Genomic DNA, 16,933 nt, shown 5'->3' on the forward strand with positions numbered 1-16,933 from the left:
GCGCACGCTCGCCGCGCGGACCGCGCGAACCCGTGCCCAAGCTGCCGGTGCCCGGGAAGCGGAAAAGCCGCCTCCCCGCACCGGAGGTGATGACGTGTCAGGAGTGCTTCTCCGTCTGGCCTGTACGGCGGCGATGGCGGCCCAGGCCGCCCTCGCACCGGTCCCCGCGGTCGCCGCACCCCAGCCGCAGCGGACCGTCGCCCAACTGCTGACGGACCTTCAGCGGCTGTACCAGCAGGCGGAGGAGGCCACCCAGACCTACGACGGCACCCAGGAGAAGCTCACACGGCAGCGCGCCGAGGTCGGCCGCCTCGACGCCGCCCTGGCCCACGCCCGCCTCTCCCTCCAGGACAGCCGGACCGCCGTGGGACAACTGGCCCGCCAGCAGTACCAGGGGGCCGACGACATCTCCCCCTACGTCCGCCTCCTCCTCGCCCCCGACCCCCAGCACGCCCTGGACGAAGGCCACGTCATCGGCGAACTCGCCGAGCAGCGCACCCGGACCGTGGGCCGCCTGACCGGCGCCGAGAAGAAGCAGGACGCCCTGGCCAAGGCCGCCCGCGAGGCCCTGGACACCCGGCTCACCCTGGCCGGAAAGCAGAAGAAGGCACGGGACGACGTGCAGGCCAGGCTCGGCGACATCGAACGCCTTCTGGCCACCCTCACCCCCGAGCAGCTCAGCGAGATCGCGAAGCTGGAGCAGGCCGGCGTCACCGACGCCCAGCGCAGCCTCACCACCTCCGGCGCCCTCAGCGGCGACGACCGCCCCCCGACCCCGACCGCCCGGCGTGCGGTCGGCTACGCCCTGGCCCAGGTCGGCAAGCCGTACGCCTGGGGAGCGCAGGGCCCGGCGTCGTACGACTGCTCAGGCCTGACCGCCCAGGCCTGGGCCCACGCCGGCACCCCCATCCCCCGCACCAGCCAGGACCAGTGGTCCCGCCTCCCCAAAATCCCCCTCGACCAACTCCGCCCCGGCGACCTCATCGTCTACTACCCCAAGGCCACCCACGTCGCCCTCTACATCGGCGACAAACAGGTGGTCCAGGCCCCCCGCCCAGGAGAAAAGGTCAAGGTCTCACCCCTGGCGAGCTATCCAGTCCTGGGCGCGGTCCGCCCTTGAAGCCCACAGAAGGGGCAGCCAACCTGAAGCGGCGCGGGGCTGAATCGATGTGCGGCTCCGCCGCGTGGGCGCGACAAGCCACAACGCGCCGGCAGCTGCCGAACAGCCCCCGCCCCTACGGCGATCAGGCCACCGAAGCGAGGTACGCCTGACACTTCTCCGGCTCGAAGAAGAAGTTCTCGAAGTCGGCCGGATCATTGAACGCATTGGCGAACCGATCAGCCACCGGCTGCAACTCCCCCGCGGCCCCGATGAGGTTCAGCACATGCTCAGGCGGCGGACCCAGCATCGCGTTGGTCCACTTGGTGACATGCTGCGCCGTCCCCCAGTACCGGTCGAACGCCCCCCGCATCCATTCCTCGTCGAACGGCAGGTCCCCCCGCTCCAGGATGGAGGCGAGGTAGGCCGCCGCGCACTTGGACGCCGAGTTGGAGCCCTGGCCGGTGATGGGGTCGTTGGCGACGACCACGTCGGCCACGCCGAGGACCAGGCCGCCGCCGGGGAGCCGGCCGACCGGGTTGCGGACGGTCGGCGCGTACCGGCCGGCCAGCGTGCCGCCGGCGTCCGTGAGTTCGACCTTGGTGGCCCGCGCGTACTCCCACGGCGTGAACTTCTCCATGAGTTCCAGGGTCAGGGAGAGGTGTTCCGCCGGGTCCTTGATCCCGCCGAAGGCGTCCAGCGGGCCGCCGGGTATGCCCTCCCAGAAGAGGATGTCGGCCGGCCCTGAGGTGGTCAGCGTCGGCATGATGAACAGCTCGCCGACGCCGGGGACCAGGTTGCAGCGCACGGCGTGGAAGCCGGGGTGCTCGGGGCGCGGGCCCAGCCCGTGGACGTAGGCCACCGCGAGCGCGCGCTGCGGCTCGCTGTACGGGGAGCGCTCGGCGTCGCGGGCGAACATCGACACCAGCTCGCCCTTGCCGGCGGACACCAGGACGAGGTCGTAGGTGCGGGAGAAGTAGTCGAGGTCGCCGACGGCCGCGCCGTGGATGACCAGCTGGCCGCCGCGCTGGGCGAAGGTCTCCATCCAGCCGGCCATCTTCACCCGCTGGTCGACGGACTGGGCGTAGCCGCCGAGCCTGCCCACCCAGTCGATGGCCCGCTGGGTCGGCCCGGGGTCGTGCGAGCCGGGGGCCGCGACCGAGACGCCGAGTCCCTCGATCTTCGGGGCCTGGGACTCCCAGAAGTTCAGCTGGAGATCGCGCTCGTGCTGCAGGGCCGTGTCGAACATGCACTGCGTGGACATGACCCGGCCGGAGCGGATCTCGTCCGCGGTCCGGTTGGACATCAGTGTGACCTCGTAGCCGTGCGACTGCAGGCCGAGGGCGAGCTGGAGTCCGGACTGGCCGGCTCCGACGACGAGTATCTTCCGCATACGGGTGCGTCTCCTACGGGTCCTACTGGGCGGGCTTGCTGCGAAGGCTGGTGACGACGGTGGGGTGCCGGGGCCCGGACGGCGGCCCGGCCCGGGACTACTCGGGGGTTTCGTCCAGGGCGTGGGCCACCAGGGCCAGGAGGGTCTCGATGGCCGAGATCCGCCGTCGCGCGTCCATGATCATGACAGGGACGTGCGGGGGGATCGTCAAGGCCTCGCGCACGTCCTCCGGCTCGAACCGCTCGGTGCCGTCGAAGTGGTTGACGGCGACGACGTACGGCATACCGCAGCTCTCGAAGTAGTCCAGCGCGGGGAAGCAGTCCTTCAGCCGGCGGGTGTCGGCGAGCACGACGGCGCCGATCGCACCGCGCACCAGGTCGTCCCACATGAACCAGAACCGCTGCTGGCCCGGCGTGCCGAACAGGTAGAGCACCAGGTCGTCATCGAGCGTGAGGCGGCCGAAGTCCATGGCCACGGTCGTCGACAGCTTGCCCGGCGTGGCGGTGAGGTCGTCGGTGTCCTCGCTCGCCTCGGTCATCAGCGCCTCGGTCTGCAGCGGAGTGATCTCCGAGACGGCCGTGACCAGGGTCGTCTTGCCGACGCCGAAGCCGCCGGCCACGACTATCTTCGTGGCGATCGGGGCCCGCGTCGGGTCCGTCTGCCAGGACCGCAGGTTCTCGTCGGGCTCGGGGCCGACGAGCGGGGAGACGCCAGGAGCGGCGTCAGAGACGACGGAGTCCACTCAGCACCCTTTCCAGCAGCGCGCGGTCCGGGCGGCCGGTGCCGTGCCCGGTCCCGGTGCCGTACACACGGATCTTTCCCTGGTCCGCGAGGTCGCTCAGCAGGACGCGGACCACGCCGAGCGGCATCTTCAGCAGCGCGGCGATCTCGGCCACCGTGCGCATGCGGCGGCACAGTTCGACGATGGCGCGCATCTCCGGCATGACCCGGGAGGCCGGGGCGCTCGTCAGTTCCCGGCGTTCCTCGGGGGCTTCGAGAGCGGCGGTGCTCCCGACGAACGTCTCCACCAGCAGGACGTGCCCGAAGCGGGTACGGCCGCCGGTCAGCGAGTAGGGGCGGACGCGGGCGGGCTTACGGGCGCCACCGCGCACGGGAAGGTGTTTGCGCGCGTTCCTCGCGCTTTTCGCAGGGCCGCTCATCGGGTGCTCCCGGTGGGCTCGGACGTCAGGGACTGGCGCAGTTCGCTGCGGAGTTCGGGGGTGAGGACGTGGCCGGCGCGGCCGACGAAGAGGGCCATGTGGTACGCCACGACGCTCATGTCGCACTCCGCGGAGCCGTGCACGCCGAGGAGGGAGCCGTCACTGATCGACATCACGAACAGGCTGCCCTCGTCCATGGCGACCATGGTGTGCTTGACCCCGCCGAGGTCCATCAGCCTGGCGGCGCCGAGGGTGAGGCTGCCGATGCCGGAGACGATGGTGGCGAGGTCGGCGGAGGAGCCGCGGGGGCCCCGGGCGGGGCGGGCCTCTCGGGACGCCTGGGTGCGGGCGGGGTCGGAGGACAGGAGCAGCAGGCCGTCGGAGGAGACGACGGCGACGGACTGGATGCCGGGTACTTCCTCGACCAGGTTGGTCAGCAGCCAGTGCAGGTTGCGGGCTTCACTGCTCAGTCCATAGGTACTGGGCGCGGTCAACTGCTTGCCTCCTCGGCTGGGCCCCCCGTGACTGGTTCGGTGCGGTTCTCTTCTTCTACGGCCCGGTAGCCGGCCTGTGCGCCCTGGCGGAAGCCGCCGAGCCTGCGGCGGAGGGCTTCGGCGTCGAGGGATGCGGGGCGCTGGCGGGGCGGGGCGGTGGGTGCGGTGATCCTGGGTGTGCGCTTGGGGAGGCCCTTGCTGGTGACCGCCTCGCCTCCGGCTTCGGCGCGGTCTCCGTTCCCACCCGCACCACCCGTGCGGCTTTCGCCGGGTGCGGGTGTCCCCAGCGGGGCGTCCTCACCGCCGGCGGCCGCGCGTGCGTCGTGGGGAGCGGCGGACTCACCGGTGCCCGTGCGGCTTTCGTCGCCGGGTGCGGGTGGCCCCAGCGGGGCGTCCTCACCGCCCGCGGCCGCGCGTGCGTCGTGGGGAGCGGCGGACTCACCGGTGCCCGTGCGGCTTTCGTCGCCGGGTGCGGGTGGCCCCAGTGGCGCGTCCTCACCGCCCGCGGCCGCGCGTGCGTCGTGGGGAGCGGCGGACTCGCCGGTGGCGGGGGCCGGGACAGCGGGGTGCGCGTGGTCCGTGGCGGACGGGCCGTCTGCGGGCCCTGCCGGTTCCTCGGGCTGCCCGGGGGCCGAGGGGTGCGCGGGGGCCGAGGCGGACGAGCCGTTCCCGGGCTGTGCGGCTTCCTCGGGCTGCCTGGGGGCCGCGAGGTCCGGGAGGAAGAGTTCCATCGTCGTCTCGGCGAACGTCTCCGGGGGGGCCTTCGGGCGGGACGGCTCCCGGGTGGACGGCTCCTCGGAGGACTCCGGCCGAGTGTGGGTCTCCGTGACCTGGTTCGGGGCGGCGGCCGCTTCCTGCCCGTCGGCAGCCCACGGGGTACCGAGCTCCTCGATCGCCGCCGGTCCCCCGGCCTCCCGGGCCTTCTCAGCCTTCTCGGCCTCACCGGCCTCGGTGGCCGCCGCCGGTCCCCCAGCCTCCCCGGCCTCACCGGCCTTCTTGAACTCCCCGACCTCACTGGCCTTCTTGGGCTCCCCGACCTCGTCGGTCCACGCCGGTCCTCCGGCCTCCCCGGCCTCCCCGGCCTCGTCAGTCGCCGCCGGTCCCGCGGCCTCCCCGGCTTCCTCGGCCCCCGCGATCGCCGCAGCGTCCCCGGCCTGCCCGAACTCCTCAGGCGCCGCAGGCTCCCCGGTCTGACCGGCCTCCGCAGGTTCCCCGGCCTCCCGGGCCGTGTGTTCGGCGAGGGCTACCAGGGGGTCGACAGGCTTGGGGCGGGTGTGGAGGACGTTGGAGTTGGCCTCGGACTCGGCGCCGGGGAGGGTGAAGGTGTGGGTGGGGCCGGAGGCTGTCGCCGGGGGCGGGACCGCGGCTGTGGGCGGGCCGGTGAGGAGGGACTGGGGCAGGACGACGACCGCCGTGACACCCCCCTGCTTGGGATCGCGGAGCTGGACGCGGACACCGTGGCGGTGGGCGAGCCGGGCCACCACGTAGAGGCCGAGGCCGAGACCGTCCTCGCCCTCCTGGTCGTACGGCGCCTCGGGGTCGAACTCGGTGAGGCGGGTGTTGAGGCGGTCCAGGCGCTCGGCGGCCATGCCGATGCCCTCGTCCTGGACGGAGAGCATGACCTCGCCGGACTCCAGCAGCCAGCCGGAGACCTCGACGGGCAGGTCGGGCGGGGAGAACGAGGTGGCGTTCTCCATGAGTTCGGCGAGCAGGTGGGAGAGGTCGTCCGCGGCGAATCCGGCCACGTGGGCGTGGGGCGGGAGGGCCGCGATTCGGACGCGCTCGTAGCGTTCGATCTCGCTGACCGCCGCGCGGACCACGTCGACGAGCGGCACCGGGCCGGGGTGCTGCTGGACGTGCTCGGTGCCGGCCAGGACGAGCAGGTTCTCGCTGTGGCGGCGCATGACCGTGGCGAAGTGGTCGAGCTTGAACAGCGTGGCCAGCCGGTCGGGGTCCTGCTCCCGCTCCTCCAGGCCCTCGATGACGGCGAGCTGGCGTTCGACCAGGCCCAGGGTGCGCAGGGCGAGGTTGACGAACGTGCCGCTGATGCTGGTGCGCAGTCGCTGCAACTGGTCGGCAGCGTCCGACAGTTCGGCCTTGAGGGCCTCGCGGGCGTCGGCCATCCGCTGCCGCTGGCCGACCAGGTGCTTGCGGTCGGTCTCCAGGGTGGCGACCCGCTGGTGCAGGGCGACGGCGTGCCCGTGCAGGGCGTTGACGGACCGGACGACCTGGGCGAACTCGTCGTTGCGGCCGGTGAACGTGACCGGGTCCTGGGCCGCCGGGTCGTCGGACTGCGCGAGCCGGGCCGAGCCGCGCCGCAGCACGGACAGCGGGCGGGTGAGCGTGCGGGCCATGGCGGTGGCGAGGCCGACGGCGACGAGCATCAGGGCGCCGAGGACGGCGATCCGGATCTCCAGCGCGGTGACGTCGTCGTCCCGGAGCGCTTCGAGATCCTTGGTGCGGTGGTCGTAGAGGGCTGCCTCCACGCCCCGCATCAGGTCGACCCGTGCGGACAGGGCCGCGTCCAGCTTCTTGGTGCTGGTGGTCAGCTCGCTGTCGGCGAGGGTGGGCTGGTCGGTGAGCCTGGCGAGGTAGGTGTCGGCGGAGTTGACCTCGGGGCCGGTGACCGTGGAGTCGTAGGAGTCCACCGCCGCCTTGGGCGCGGTCTCACGGAAGTCGGCGACGGCCGCGTCGGAGCGCAGGCGGGCCTGCTGGGCGGCGGCGGTGAGGGCGTCGCGCTGTTTGCGGTCGGCGTCGGTGGTGGTCCTGGTGGTGCTGGGCAGGCCGGTGACGGGGTTGATCACGGTCTGGCTGCTCGTCGGCACGTTCAGCGCGGCGAGCAGCAGGCCGCGGGCGGCGGCGGACTGCTGGACGGCGGAGTCCAGTTCGGCGAGCGCGTAGGCGCCGGACCCGGCCCGGGGCGGCATCTGCTCGGCCAGTTCGTCGGCCATCCGGTGCAGCTCGGTGATCAGCGCCGAGTACGCCTGGTGGGTGCGCAGGGCGTCGGTCTTGCCGGTGAGGGCGGAGCGCCGTACGGCGGCGATGCCGTCGAGGTCGTGGCGCAGCGCGGCCGGGGTGTCGGTGTCGGCGCGCAGATCCTCGACCTGGCGGTCGACGCGGGCGCTGCGCTGCTCGGAGGGCGCCTTGGCCTTGGGGCGGCCGGCGGCGACGTAGGAGGTGACCTCGTCGCGCTCGTCGGCGAGGGAGTGGGCGAGGGTGAGCGCGTCCTGGGTGCGGGTGGCCAGGGTCACCAGGTCCTGGGAGTCGCTGAGGTCCGAGGAGGCGGTGAGGACGGACGGTGCGCCGGCTCCGGCGACGGCCGCGGCGACCACGGCGACGGCGACGATGAGCCGGGTGCGCACATGGGTCGGGCGGCCGGCGCCGACGGGCGGCTGCTCACCGGTCCCTTCGGGGGCCGTCTGCCTGCCTGTGCGCCGAGGCCGCTTCTTCTGCACCGGTGCTCGCAATCCTGAACTCGTCTCCCCAGGGGCCCGGATGGCGCCCCGTCAGCACGGTGCCATGTGGTGCGTACACCCGGTTCGTACGGTTCCCGACCCTCCCAGCGCCGGTGGGTGGTGGACGCGCATCACCTGACCCGCCACCCGAAGGAGTGAACATCGGAGGAGAGTTGGCGGGCAAGTTCCGGTGGCGTGCGCGACGCCCTTGTACGGCGGGCCGGTTGGACGCGCGCGGCAGGCTTTGGCAGTATTCGCCGCCACGCGCGCCCGGAGTGCGTCATTCCCTCCCAAATCAGGCGCCTGACCTGCGAGGCCGTGTCAATTCGGCGGTGCTTGCCAGCCTTTGGCGGACCGGGTGAAGAGGTCGTGCAGACTGGCCGGATGCGTACTGATCTGGTTTCGGAACCCGGTGACGCGGCCCGCCCCAACGAGGACTGGGCCGGTGTCGGACTACCCGCCTCCGGACAGGGAGGTTGCGTGGTCGTGCTGGACGGGGTGACGCCGCCCGGCGGTGCGACGGGCTGTCTGCATCCCGTTCCCTGGTACACGGCGCGGCTCGGCGGGGCGCTGACCGAACTGACCGTTTCCTACCGGGATCTGACCCTGACCGAGATCCTCGCGCGTGCGATCGGCCGCACCGCCGACGCCCATGCGGACACCTGTGACCTTTCTCACGTGCGAACACCGCAGGCAACCGTCGCCGTGGCCCGCTGGTCCGCCGACACGGTGGAGTACCTGGTCCTGTCCGACTCCGTGCTGCTCCTGCGGGCCCCCGGCGGCACGGTCACGCCCGTCCTGGACGACCGCCTCGCCCGGCTGCCGCGCTCCGCGCTGGCCACGGACGCGCTCGTGGACGCCACCCTGCGCAACCGGGAGGGCGGCTTCTTCACGGCCGCCGCCGACCCCGCCGTGGCCTCCCGGGCGGTCGTCGGCACGCTGCCCCGCCGGGAGGTCGGCGCGCTGGTCGCGCTCACGGACGGGGCGGCCCGCTGGACGGAGAAGTTCGGCGAGGGCGACTGGACGGACCTGTTCGACGTCGTCCAGAAGGAGGGCGCGGGGTCCCTGGTCGAGCGGGTACGGCGGCTGGAGGCGGCCGACCGGGAGGCGCGGGTGCACCTGGGCCGCGGCAAGACGCACGACGACGCGACGGCGGCCCTCGTGGAGCTGTGAGCGGCCCCCGGCCCGCCGGGCGGGCGGCTACGCGTGGGTGTGGTGCGGGCCGGTGCGCCAGGAGCCGTTCAGCTCGTGCAGCAGGCGGGCGAGTTCGGCGACCTCGCGGCGGTCCCAGTGGGCGAGCTGGTTGACGTAGCGGGCACGGCGGGCCTCGCGGACCTTGCCGACCCGGCCGCGGCCCACGTCCGTGAGCGTCACCAGCCAGGCCCGTCCGTCGGCCGGATCCGGCTCCCGGGCGACCAGGCCCAGCTCCTCCAGGGCGCGCAGCTGCCGGGACATGGTGGCCTTGCCGACGCCGACGTATGCGGCCAGCTCGGTGGCGCGCTGCCCACCCAGCTCGTCGAGGCGGATGAGCAGGCCGTACGCCGAGGACTCCAGACCGGGGTGCACCTCGCGGGCCATCTCGCCCTGACTGGCCCGGGCGCGGCGCAGCAGTACCGTCAACTCGCGTTCCAGCGACAGGAATTCCTGGTCTGCACCACTCGGCGTCACCTCCGCGCCGACGCGCGGTCCACCGCCGTTTCCGTCCTCGTGCACGTCAGCACCCCTGATCGGTTTCGCAGTCATGAAAGTTTCCGTCAAACGCCCACATTGCCGCAGCTCCGCCAGTATTTCGCAGGCGTAGACCAACGGCAGCTCCCGGACCCCCTTCCCCGGCGTCATCTACGTGCGTAGCGTCAGGGTCAGTCAACACATGGCATGCCCACGCCAGTGGGTTACCGGTCACTTCTCACGGATCCCCCCACACGGATCCCCCCACCCCTCCCCGGAGGCACGTCATGCCCGTGCACAGACCCGGCACCATCCGCCCCCGCGGCCTCGCGGCCCTCGTGACCACGCTGCTCGCGGCCCTCGCTCTCACCCTCCCGCTCACCCCCGCCCACGCCGCGACCACGCCCGCCCGCGGCACCGCCCACATGGGCATGGGCGTCCTCGCCCACGACGGCCGCAGCGGCACGCCCACGAGCAGTGACGCCACCCAGACCGAGGGCGTCGACGTCGCCGGCTACCAGGGCAACGTCGCCTGGAGCACCCTGTGGAACAGCGGGGTCCGCTGGGCGTACACGAAGGCCACGGAAGGCACGTACTACACCAACCCGTACTTCGCCCAGCAGTACAACGGCTCCTACAACGTCGGCATGATCCGCGGCGCCTACCACTTCGCGACCCCGGACACCACCAGCGGCGCCACCCAGGCCAACTACTTCGTCGACCACGGCGGCGGCTGGTCCCGCGACGGCAAGACGCTGCCCGGCGCCCTCGACATCGAGTGGGACCCGTACGGCGCCGCCTGCTACGGCAAGTCGCAGAGCGGCATGGTCAGCTGGATCCGCGACTTCCTCAACCAGTACAAGGCCCGCACCGGCCGTGACGCCGTCATCTACACGGCCACCAGCTGGTGGACCCAGTGCACCGGCAACTACGGCGGCTTCGCCGCCTACAACCCCCTGTGGATCGCCCGCTACTCCTCCACCCCGGGCACCCTGCCGGCCAGCTGGGGCTACTACACGATGTGGCAGTACACCTCGTCCGGTCCGACCGTCGGCGACCACGACAAGTTCAACGGAGCTCTCGACCGGGTCCAGGCGCTCGCCCTCGGCTGAGGCGCCCGCCTACGGCCGCCCCACGGCCGTAGGCCGGACGTACTCCGGTCGTACCCGGTCGTACTCCGGTTCGTACGGCGAAGGCCCGGGCCTCCCTCACGGGACCCGGGCCTTCCCCTTCCGGCCGCGTCCGTCACGCCGCGGCCGGGACCTCCGCCTCCGCGCCGTTGGTGGCCGGTGCGAGGGCCAGTTCGAGGACCTGGCGGACGTCCGTGACGGGGTGGACGTCGAGCGTGTCCAGGATCTCCGCCGGGACGTCGTCCAGGTCGGGCTCGTTGCGCTTGGGAATGATCACCGTGGTGACCCCGGCGCGGTGGGCGGCCAGCAGCTTCTGCTTGACGCCGCCGATGGGCAGCACGCGGCCCGTCAGCGAGACCTCACCGGTCATCGCCACGTCCGTGCGGACCAGGCGGCCGGAGAGCAGGGACGCGAGGGCCGTAGTCATCGTGATGCCGGCGCTCGGGCCGTCCTTGGGGACCGCGCCCGCCGGGAAGTGGATGTGCACGCCCCGGTCCTTCAGGTCGGCGACCGGCAGTTCCAGCTCGGCGCCGTGGCTGCGCAGGAAGCTCAGGGCGATCTGCGCTGACTCCTTCATCACGTCACCCAGCTGACCGGTCAGGGTCAGGCCCGCCGCACCCGTCTCCGGGTCGGCGAGGGACGCCTCCACGAACAGCACGTCGCCACCGGCCCCGGTGACCGCGAGCCCCGTCGCCACGCCGGGCACGGCCGTACGGCGCTCGGCCGGGTCCTGGGCCGACTCGGGCACGTGGTGCGGTCGGCCGATCAGGCCGCGCAGCTCGGCGTCCGTGACGGTGAACGGCAGCTCACGGCCGCCCAGTTCGTGCTGGGCCGCCACCTTGCGCAGCAGCCGGGCGATGGAGCGCTCCAGGGTGCGCACGCCCGCCTCGCGGGTGTACTCGCCGGCCAGCTTGCGCAGGGCGCTCTCGTCGAGCGTGACCTCGTCCGCGTCCAGGCCCGCCCGCTCCAGCTGGCGCGGGAGCAGGTGGTCGCGGGCGATGACGACCTTCTCGTCCTCGGTGTAGCCGTCCAGGCGGACGATCTCCATACGGTCGGCGAGGGCCTCGGGGACGGCCTCCAGGACGTTGGCGGTGGCGAGGAAGACGACGTCGGAGAGGTCGAGTTCGACCTCCAGGTAGTGGTCGCGGAAGGTGTGGTTCTGGGCGGGGTCGAGGACTTCGAGGAGGGCCGCCGCGGGATCGCCGCGGAAGTCGGAGCCCACCTTGTCGATCTCGTCGAGCAGGACGACCGGGTTCATCGAGCCGGCCTCCTTGATCGCGCGGACGATCCGGCCGGGCAGCGCGCCGACGTACGTACGGCGGTGGCCGCGGATCTCGGCCTCGTCGCGGACGCCGCCGAGGGCCACGCGCACGAACTTCCGGCCCATCGCGTGCGCGACGGACTCGCCGAGCGAGGTCTTGCCGACGCCGGGCGGTCCGACGAGCGCCAGGACCGCGCCCCCGCGCCGCCCGCCGATCACGCCGAGCCCGCGTTCGCCGCGGCGCTTGCGGACCGCCAGGTACTCGGTGATGCGCTCCTTCACGTCCTCCAGGCCCGCGTGCTCGGCGTCCAGGACCGCCTGGGCGCCCTGGATGTCGTACGCGTCCTCGGTCCGCTCGTTCCACGGCAGTTCGAGGACCGTGTCCAGCCAGGTGCGGATCCAGCTGCCCTCGGGCGACTGGTCGCTCGCCCGCTCCAGCTTGTCGACCTCCTTGAGGGCGGCCTCGCGGACCTTCTCGGGCAGGTCGGCGGCCTCGACCCGGGCGCGGTAGTCGTCGGACTCCTCGCCGTCCTGCTCGCCGTTGATCTCCCGCAGTTCCTTGCGGACGGCTTCGAGCTGGCGGCGCAGCAGGAACTCGCGCTGCTGCTTGTCGACGCCCTCCTGGACGTCCTTGGCGATGGTCTCGGCGACGTCCTGCTCGGCGAGGTGGTCGCGCAGCTGCTGGGTGGCGAGCCTGAGGCGGGCGACCGGGTCGGCGGTCTCCAGCAGTTCGACCTTCTGCTCGGTGGTCAGGAACGGCGAGTACCCGGAGTTGTCGGCGAGTGCGGACACGTCGTCGATGGCCTGCACCCGGTCCACCACCTGCCAGGCGCCGCGCTTGCGCAGCCAGGCCGTGGCGAGGGCCTTGTACTCCTTGACGAGTTCGGCGACCTGGCCGGGCAGGGGGTCCGGCACGCTCTCGTCGATCCGGGTGCCCTCGACCCAGAGGGCGGCGCCGGGTCCGGTGGTGCCGGCGCCGATCCGCACGCGGCCGCGGCCCCTGATCAGGGCGCCGGGGTCGCCGTCGGCCAGCCGGCCCACCTGCTCGACGGTGCCGAGCACGCCGGTCTTCGCGTACGTGCCGTCGATGCGGGGGACGAGCAGCACCTTGGGCTTGCCGGGCTCGTCGCGGGCGGCGGCCTGGGCGGCCTCCACGGCGGCCCGCACGTCGCCGTCGCTCAGGTCGAGCGGGACCACCATGCCGGGCAGGACGACTTCGCTGTCCAGCGGCAGCACCGGGAGGACGAGGGTGAATGGGGTGTGCTCAGTCGACATGGTCTCCCCTTTGGCAGTGAAGTTGAGCTATGCCGACTCAACTACCCGAGGGTGAGTGGTGTTCCCTTCCCTTGTTCGCTTTGAGCGATCAGGTGCGCGTCAGGGGGTGCGTTGTCAGCGCCGTGCGCGGGTGCGGGTGCGGGTGCGGGTGCGTTGTGGCTTGTCGCGCGGTTCCCCGCGCCCCTGAAGGGGCGCTTCCGCCCATCGGCGTATCAGAGGCCAGGTCGATATGCCTATCGACAGGGCGATCAGGTGGCCCCAGTTGGTCATGGGGTCCTGGAAGGCCCAGAGGTCCTTCAGGAGGAGGGCGGTGATCAGGGTCAGGAGGGGCCACTTGAGCCACGGGCGGAGGAGGCCGGAGAGGGCGCCCGCGCTCGCCGCCACGCCGAAACTGATGCCGTAGTCCATGCGGTGGAGGGAGGTCGCAGGGAGGTGGCCGGCCAGGACGGCGAGGCCGACGGGGACCTCGGTGGCGAGGGTGGCCAGGACGTGGCCCGCCAGGAAGACGCAGGCCGCGCGGGAGCCGCCGATCCGGCGCTCCAGGGCCGTGAGGACCAGGACGAAGGCGAGGGCGTACGGGGAGAGGACGCCGCCCGCGATCCACAGGGCGCTCGCCAGGAGGACCAGGACGGGGGTCCGCACCAGGTGGGCCACGTCGGTGCTGGAGCCCTGGTAGAGGGCGTGGACGAGGCCCGGGCCGGCGTGGGCGGCGATGACCGAGGTGATGGCGAGAACCGTGGCGTAGGCGAACGTGAAGGGCGTGCCCGTGGGGGTCGGGAGCAGGTGCCAGGGGCGGGGGCGGGCCTCGGGGGGCGGGGGCGCCGGGAGTGCCGGACCTCGCTGGCGGGGCACGCCGTCGAGGAGGGGGGCGCCCGCGGGGGCGGGGGGCGCGGGGCTCGTCGCGGTGCGTTCCACGGCGCTCCTTCCGTTCAGGGCCCCCACCCTTCGGCGCGGGGCGAGCCCGTGTCCACGGTCTTCGCCACACGCGAACGTATTCACAGCAACCTCAGAAGCCCCGCGAGCGCCAGTGGCGGCCGCATTCCGCACGCTTAATGCCGGTGCGGTCACAGTGCGTTGTCAGTGATGATGGCAACCATGACCGCTGCCTACGACATTCCCGTGGTCCTGGACCGTCGCGAAGGACCGTACGGCGAGGTGGTGCTGCGCAGACACGGCGCGCTGCTGCAGATCATCGCCAACGGCTGCTTCCTGATGGACACCTCCGACGGCCGCTCGGAGCGGCTGCTGGTCGACGCGGCGTACGGCGCGCTGGACGGGCGGCCGGGGCCGGAGGTGCTGATCGGCGGGCTGGGCGTGGGCTTCTCGCTCGCACACGCCGCGGCGGATCCGCGGTGGGGGCGGATCACGGTGGTGGAGCGGGAGAGCGCCGTCGTCGGCTGGCACCGGGACGGGCCGCTCGCGGAGCTGTCCGCATCCGCGCTCGCGGACCCGCGCACGCGGATCGTCGAGGCGGACCTCGTGTCGTACGTCCATGAGACATCGGACACGTTCGACGCGCTGTGCCTCGACATCGACAACGGGCCGGGCTGGACCGTGACCGAGGACAATGACAGCCTTTACGGGGCGGCCGGACTCGCCGCGTGCGCACGGGTGTTGAGGCCGGGCGGGGTGCTCGCCGTATGGTCGGCCGAGCCCTCTCCGGAATTTGAAGGAACCTTGCGGAATGCCGGGTTCCGGCAGGTGCGTACCGAAGAGGTGCCCGTTGCCCGGGGCGTTCCGGACGCGGTACACCTTGCCGTCGGCCCTGGATAGCGACGGCGCGGTCGATCCCCGTAATGTGCTGCCGTGACGCGGATCATTCAAGCGTCAATCGCAGTCATGGGATCACCCCACGGATTCCGGAAAGCAACAGGGGCGGGCGATGGAGCAGACACACACCTCCCAGACCGGCGCGGCCACGACCACCCCGGGCGCGCAGCGCCGGGTGCTGGTCGTCGAGGACGACCCCACGATCGTCGACGCCATCGCGGCCCGGCTGCGCGCCGAGGGTTTCCTCGTGCAGACGGCGTCGGACGGCCCCTCGGCCGTCGACACCGCCGAGGCCTGGCAGCCCGATCTACTGATCCTCGACATCATGCTGCCCGGCTTCGACGGCCTGGAGGTCTGCCGGCGTGTGCAGGCCCAGCGCCCGGTGCCGGTGCTGATGCTGACGGCGCGGGACGACGAGACCGACATGCTGGTCGGGCTCGGGGTCGGCGCCGACGACTACATGACCAAGCCGTTCTCGATGCGGGAGCTGGCCGCGCGGGTGCACGTCCTGCTGCGGCGCGTGGAGCGGGCGGCGATCGCCGCGTCGACCCCGCGCTCGGGCATCCTGCGCCTCGGTGAGCTGGAGATCGACCACGCGCAGCGCCGGGTGCGGGTGAAGTCGGAGGACGTCCACCTGACGCCGACCGAGTTCGACCTGCTGGTGTGCCTGGCGAACACCCCGCGCGCGGTGCTCTCCCGGGAGCAGCTGCTGGCCGAGGTGTGGGACTGGGCGGACGCCTCCGGCACCCGGACCGTCGACAGCCACATCAAGGCGCTGCGCCGGAAGATCGGCGCCGAGCGCATCCGTACGGTGCACGGGGTCGGGTACGCGCTGGAGACGCCGACGCCATGACCGAGGGGCGTGAGGCCGCACGGAGGAGCCCCGGGGAGGATCCCTGGGGCGGCGTACGCCCGTTCTCGATCAAGACGAAGCTGGGCACGCTGGTCGTCGTCTCCGTGCTGATCACGACCGGTCTGTCGATCGTCGCGGTGCACACCAAGACGGAACTGCGCTTCATCACGGTCTTCTCGATGATCGCCACACTCCTCATCACGCAGTTCGTGGCGCATTCGCTCACCTCGCCGCTGGACGAGATGAACGCCGTGGCCCGGTCGATCTCGCAGGGCGACTACACGCGCCGGGCGAAGGAGAACCGCCGGGACGAGCTGGGCCGGCTGGCCGGGACGATCAACGTCATGGCGGACGAGCTGGAGGCGCAGGACCGGCAGCGCAAGGAGCTGGTGGCGAACGTCTCGCACGAGCTGCGGACCCCGATCGCGGGGCTGCGGGCGGTGCTGGAGAACATCGTCGACGGGGTCACCCAGGCCGACCCGGAGACCATGCGGACGGCCCTGAAGCAGACGGAGCGGCTGGGCCGGCTGGTGGAGACGCTGCTGGACCTCTCCCGCCTCGACAACGGCGTCGTACCGCTGAAGCTGCGCCGCTTCGAGGTGTGGCCGTACCTGTCGGGCGTGCTGAAGGAGGCCAACATGGTGGCCTCGGCGCGGGCCGGCATGGCGTCGGGCTCGGGCAGCCACACGCGCACGGACGTGCACCTGCACCTGGACGTCTCCCCGCCGGAGCTGACCGCGCACGCGGACCCCGAGCGCATCCACCAGGTCGTCGCGAACCTGGTCGACAACGCGGTGAAGCACAGTCCCGCGCACGGCCGGGTCACGCTGAAGGCGCGGCGCGGGCCGCAGCCGGAGTCGCTGGTGCTGGAGGTCCTGGACGAGGGCCCCGGCATCCCGCGTTCGGAGTGGCACCGGGTGTTCGAGCGGTTCAACCGGGGTGCGGTGACCCGGCCGCACGGCCCGGGCAGCGACGGCGGGACGGGGCTGGGCCTGGCGATCGCCCGGTGGGCGGTGGATCTGCACGGCGGCCGGATCGGGGTGGCCGAATCCGACCGCGGCTGCCGGATCATCGTCACACTTCCGGGACTGTCTTCCGTGCCAAGTTGACGTAAAGTGCGAACCGGAGCCGCAAGATCCACGGAGGTCCGGACCGCCGGGCCCGTGTGATCAGGCACAGGTCCGGGGGCGCGTGGGCGCCGGACCCGGCCCGGCGCACCCTCATATTCGCTCTCACATGCGGAACCTCACTTGTTTCCCGCCATTTCAAGCCCTGAAACAGGGATTCCGGTGTGACTTACGCGACGATGACCTTGCTCGACCGCACCTTCACCGGCTCGGGGGCGTAGCCTTTATTCCCGCTGTCCATCACCTTG

At 72.4% G+C, this 16,933-nt stretch carries 14 protein-coding genes; 6 read left to right on the forward strand and 8 right to left on the reverse strand.

What is annotated here, in order from left to right; genetic code table 11:
- Window positions 1–94 precede the first annotated feature (94 nt).
- Window positions 95–1,120 carry a C40 family peptidase gene (locus tag DBP14_RS09600; protein WP_129306600.1) on the forward strand — a complete coding sequence of 342 codons (1,026 nt, stop codon included), beginning with the start codon at window positions 95–97 and terminating at the stop codon, window positions 1,118–1,120.
- A 124-nt stretch (window positions 1,121–1,244) separates the two neighbouring features.
- Here DBP14_RS09600 and DBP14_RS09605 read toward each other — a convergent pair whose 3' ends face one another.
- From DBP14_RS09605 to DBP14_RS09625, 5 genes are all read right to left on the reverse strand, one after another.
- The gene (locus DBP14_RS09605) at window positions 1,245–2,492 is read right to left on the reverse strand and encodes a styrene monooxygenase/indole monooxygenase family protein (protein ID WP_129306601.1); all 1,248 of its coding nucleotides are present in this window, start codon (window positions 2,490–2,492) and stop codon (window positions 1,245–1,247) included.
- Window positions 2,493–2,589: 97 nt separating this feature from the next.
- The gene (locus tag DBP14_RS09610) at window positions 2,590–3,234 is read right to left on the reverse strand and encodes an ATP/GTP-binding protein (RefSeq protein ID WP_129306602.1); all 645 of its coding nucleotides are present in this window, start codon (window positions 3,232–3,234) and stop codon (window positions 2,590–2,592) included.
- Window positions 3,215–3,652, reverse strand: a complete 438-nt coding sequence (locus DBP14_RS09615; protein WP_129306603.1) for a DUF742 domain-containing protein — start codon at window positions 3,650–3,652, stop codon at window positions 3,215–3,217. The genes DBP14_RS09610 and DBP14_RS09615 overlap by 20 nt, the downstream gene beginning before the upstream one ends.
- A complete protein-coding gene (locus tag DBP14_RS09620) occupies window positions 3,649–4,146 on the reverse strand; it encodes a roadblock/LC7 domain-containing protein (protein WP_129306604.1) in 498 nt (165 codons plus the stop codon). Before DBP14_RS09620 ends, DBP14_RS09615 begins: the two co-directional genes overlap by 4 nt.
- Window positions 4,143–7,601: a nitrate- and nitrite sensing domain-containing protein gene (locus DBP14_RS09625; protein ID WP_129306605.1), complete on the reverse strand. Its 3,459-nt coding sequence runs from the start codon at window positions 7,599–7,601 to the stop codon at window positions 4,143–4,145. Before DBP14_RS09625 ends, DBP14_RS09620 begins: the two co-directional genes overlap by 4 nt.
- 384 nt (window positions 7,602–7,985) lie before the next feature.
- On the opposite strand from DBP14_RS09625, the gene DBP14_RS09630 reads away from it, so the two are divergent.
- Window positions 7,986–8,774 carry a protein phosphatase 2C domain-containing protein gene (locus DBP14_RS09630; protein WP_129306606.1) on the forward strand — a complete coding sequence of 263 codons (789 nt, stop codon included), beginning with the start codon at window positions 7,986–7,988 and terminating at the stop codon, window positions 8,772–8,774.
- Window positions 8,775–8,801: 27 nt separating this feature from the next.
- Here the strand turns inward: DBP14_RS09630 and DBP14_RS09635 are convergent, their stop codons facing one another.
- Window positions 8,802–9,314 (reverse strand): MarR family transcriptional regulator, encoded by a 513-nt coding sequence (locus tag DBP14_RS09635; RefSeq protein WP_129311762.1) that lies wholly within the window; start codon window positions 9,312–9,314, stop codon window positions 8,802–8,804.
- Window positions 9,315–9,556: 242 nt separating this feature from the next.
- On the opposite strand from DBP14_RS09635, the gene DBP14_RS09640 reads away from it, so the two are divergent.
- A complete protein-coding gene (locus tag DBP14_RS09640; RefSeq protein ID WP_129306607.1) occupies window positions 9,557–10,381 on the forward strand; it encodes a lysozyme in 825 nt (274 codons plus the stop codon).
- 133 nt (window positions 10,382–10,514) lie between these two features.
- Here the strand turns inward: DBP14_RS09640 and lon are convergent, their stop codons facing one another.
- Window positions 10,515–12,935, reverse strand: coding sequence for an endopeptidase La (lon, locus tag DBP14_RS09645; protein ID WP_129306608.1), 2,421 nt, complete (start codon window positions 12,933–12,935; stop codon window positions 10,515–10,517).
- 114 nt (window positions 12,936–13,049) lie between these two features.
- A complete protein-coding gene (locus DBP14_RS09650; protein ID WP_129306609.1) occupies window positions 13,050–13,850 on the reverse strand; it encodes a rhomboid-like protein in 801 nt (266 codons plus the stop codon).
- A 180-nt stretch (window positions 13,851–14,030) separates the two neighbouring features.
- Here DBP14_RS09650 and DBP14_RS09655 point away from each other — a divergent pair, with 180 nt between their 5' ends.
- The 3 genes from DBP14_RS09655 to DBP14_RS09665 all read left to right on the forward strand — a co-directional run bounded on the left by DBP14_RS09655 (window position 14,031) and on the right by DBP14_RS09665 (window position 16,667).
- Window positions 14,031–14,708, forward strand: a complete 678-nt coding sequence (locus DBP14_RS09655) for a spermidine synthase (RefSeq protein ID WP_129306610.1) — start codon at window positions 14,031–14,033, stop codon at window positions 14,706–14,708.
- A 109-nt stretch (window positions 14,709–14,817) separates the two neighbouring features.
- Window positions 14,818–15,558: a response regulator transcription factor gene (locus DBP14_RS09660; protein ID WP_129306611.1), complete on the forward strand. Its 741-nt coding sequence runs from the start codon at window positions 14,818–14,820 to the stop codon at window positions 15,556–15,558.
- Window positions 15,555–16,667, forward strand: coding sequence for an ATP-binding protein (locus tag DBP14_RS09665; RefSeq protein ID WP_129306612.1), 1,113 nt, complete (start codon window positions 15,555–15,557; stop codon window positions 16,665–16,667). Before DBP14_RS09660 ends, DBP14_RS09665 begins: the two co-directional genes overlap by 4 nt.
- Window positions 16,668–16,933: the final 266 nt, after the last annotated feature.

This window comes from Streptomyces sp. L2, from assembly GCF_004124325.1.
Classification (GTDB): Bacteria; Actinomycetota; Actinomycetes; order Streptomycetales; family Streptomycetaceae; genus Streptomyces.

Bases quoted from the DNA above. Each gene is read 5' to 3' on its own strand.
- DBP14_RS09665 (WP_129306612.1), top strand. From the start codon at position 15,555: ATGACCGAGGGGCGTGAGGCCGCACGGAGGAGCCCCGGGGAGGATCCC.
- DBP14_RS09640 (WP_129306607.1), top strand. From the start codon at position 9,557: ATGCCCGTGCACAGACCCGGCACCATCCGCCCCCGCGGCCTCGCGGCC.
- DBP14_RS09655 (WP_129306610.1), top strand. From the start codon at position 14,031: ATGACCGCTGCCTACGACATTCCCGTGGTCCTGGACCGTCGCGAAGGA.
- DBP14_RS09605 (WP_129306601.1), bottom strand. From the start codon at position 2,492: ATGCGGAAGATACTCGTCGTCGGAGCCGGCCAGTCCGGACTCCAGCTC.
- DBP14_RS09615 (WP_129306603.1), bottom strand. From the start codon at position 3,652: ATGAGCGGCCCTGCGAAAAGCGCGAGGAACGCGCGCAAACACCTTCCC.
- lon (WP_129306608.1), bottom strand. From the start codon at position 12,935: ATGTCGACTGAGCACACCCCATTCACCCTCGTCCTCCCGGTGCTGCCG.
- DBP14_RS09660 (WP_129306611.1), top strand. From the start codon at position 14,818: ATGGAGCAGACACACACCTCCCAGACCGGCGCGGCCACGACCACCCCG.
- DBP14_RS09630 (WP_129306606.1), top strand. From the start codon at position 7,986: ATGCGTACTGATCTGGTTTCGGAACCCGGTGACGCGGCCCGCCCCAAC.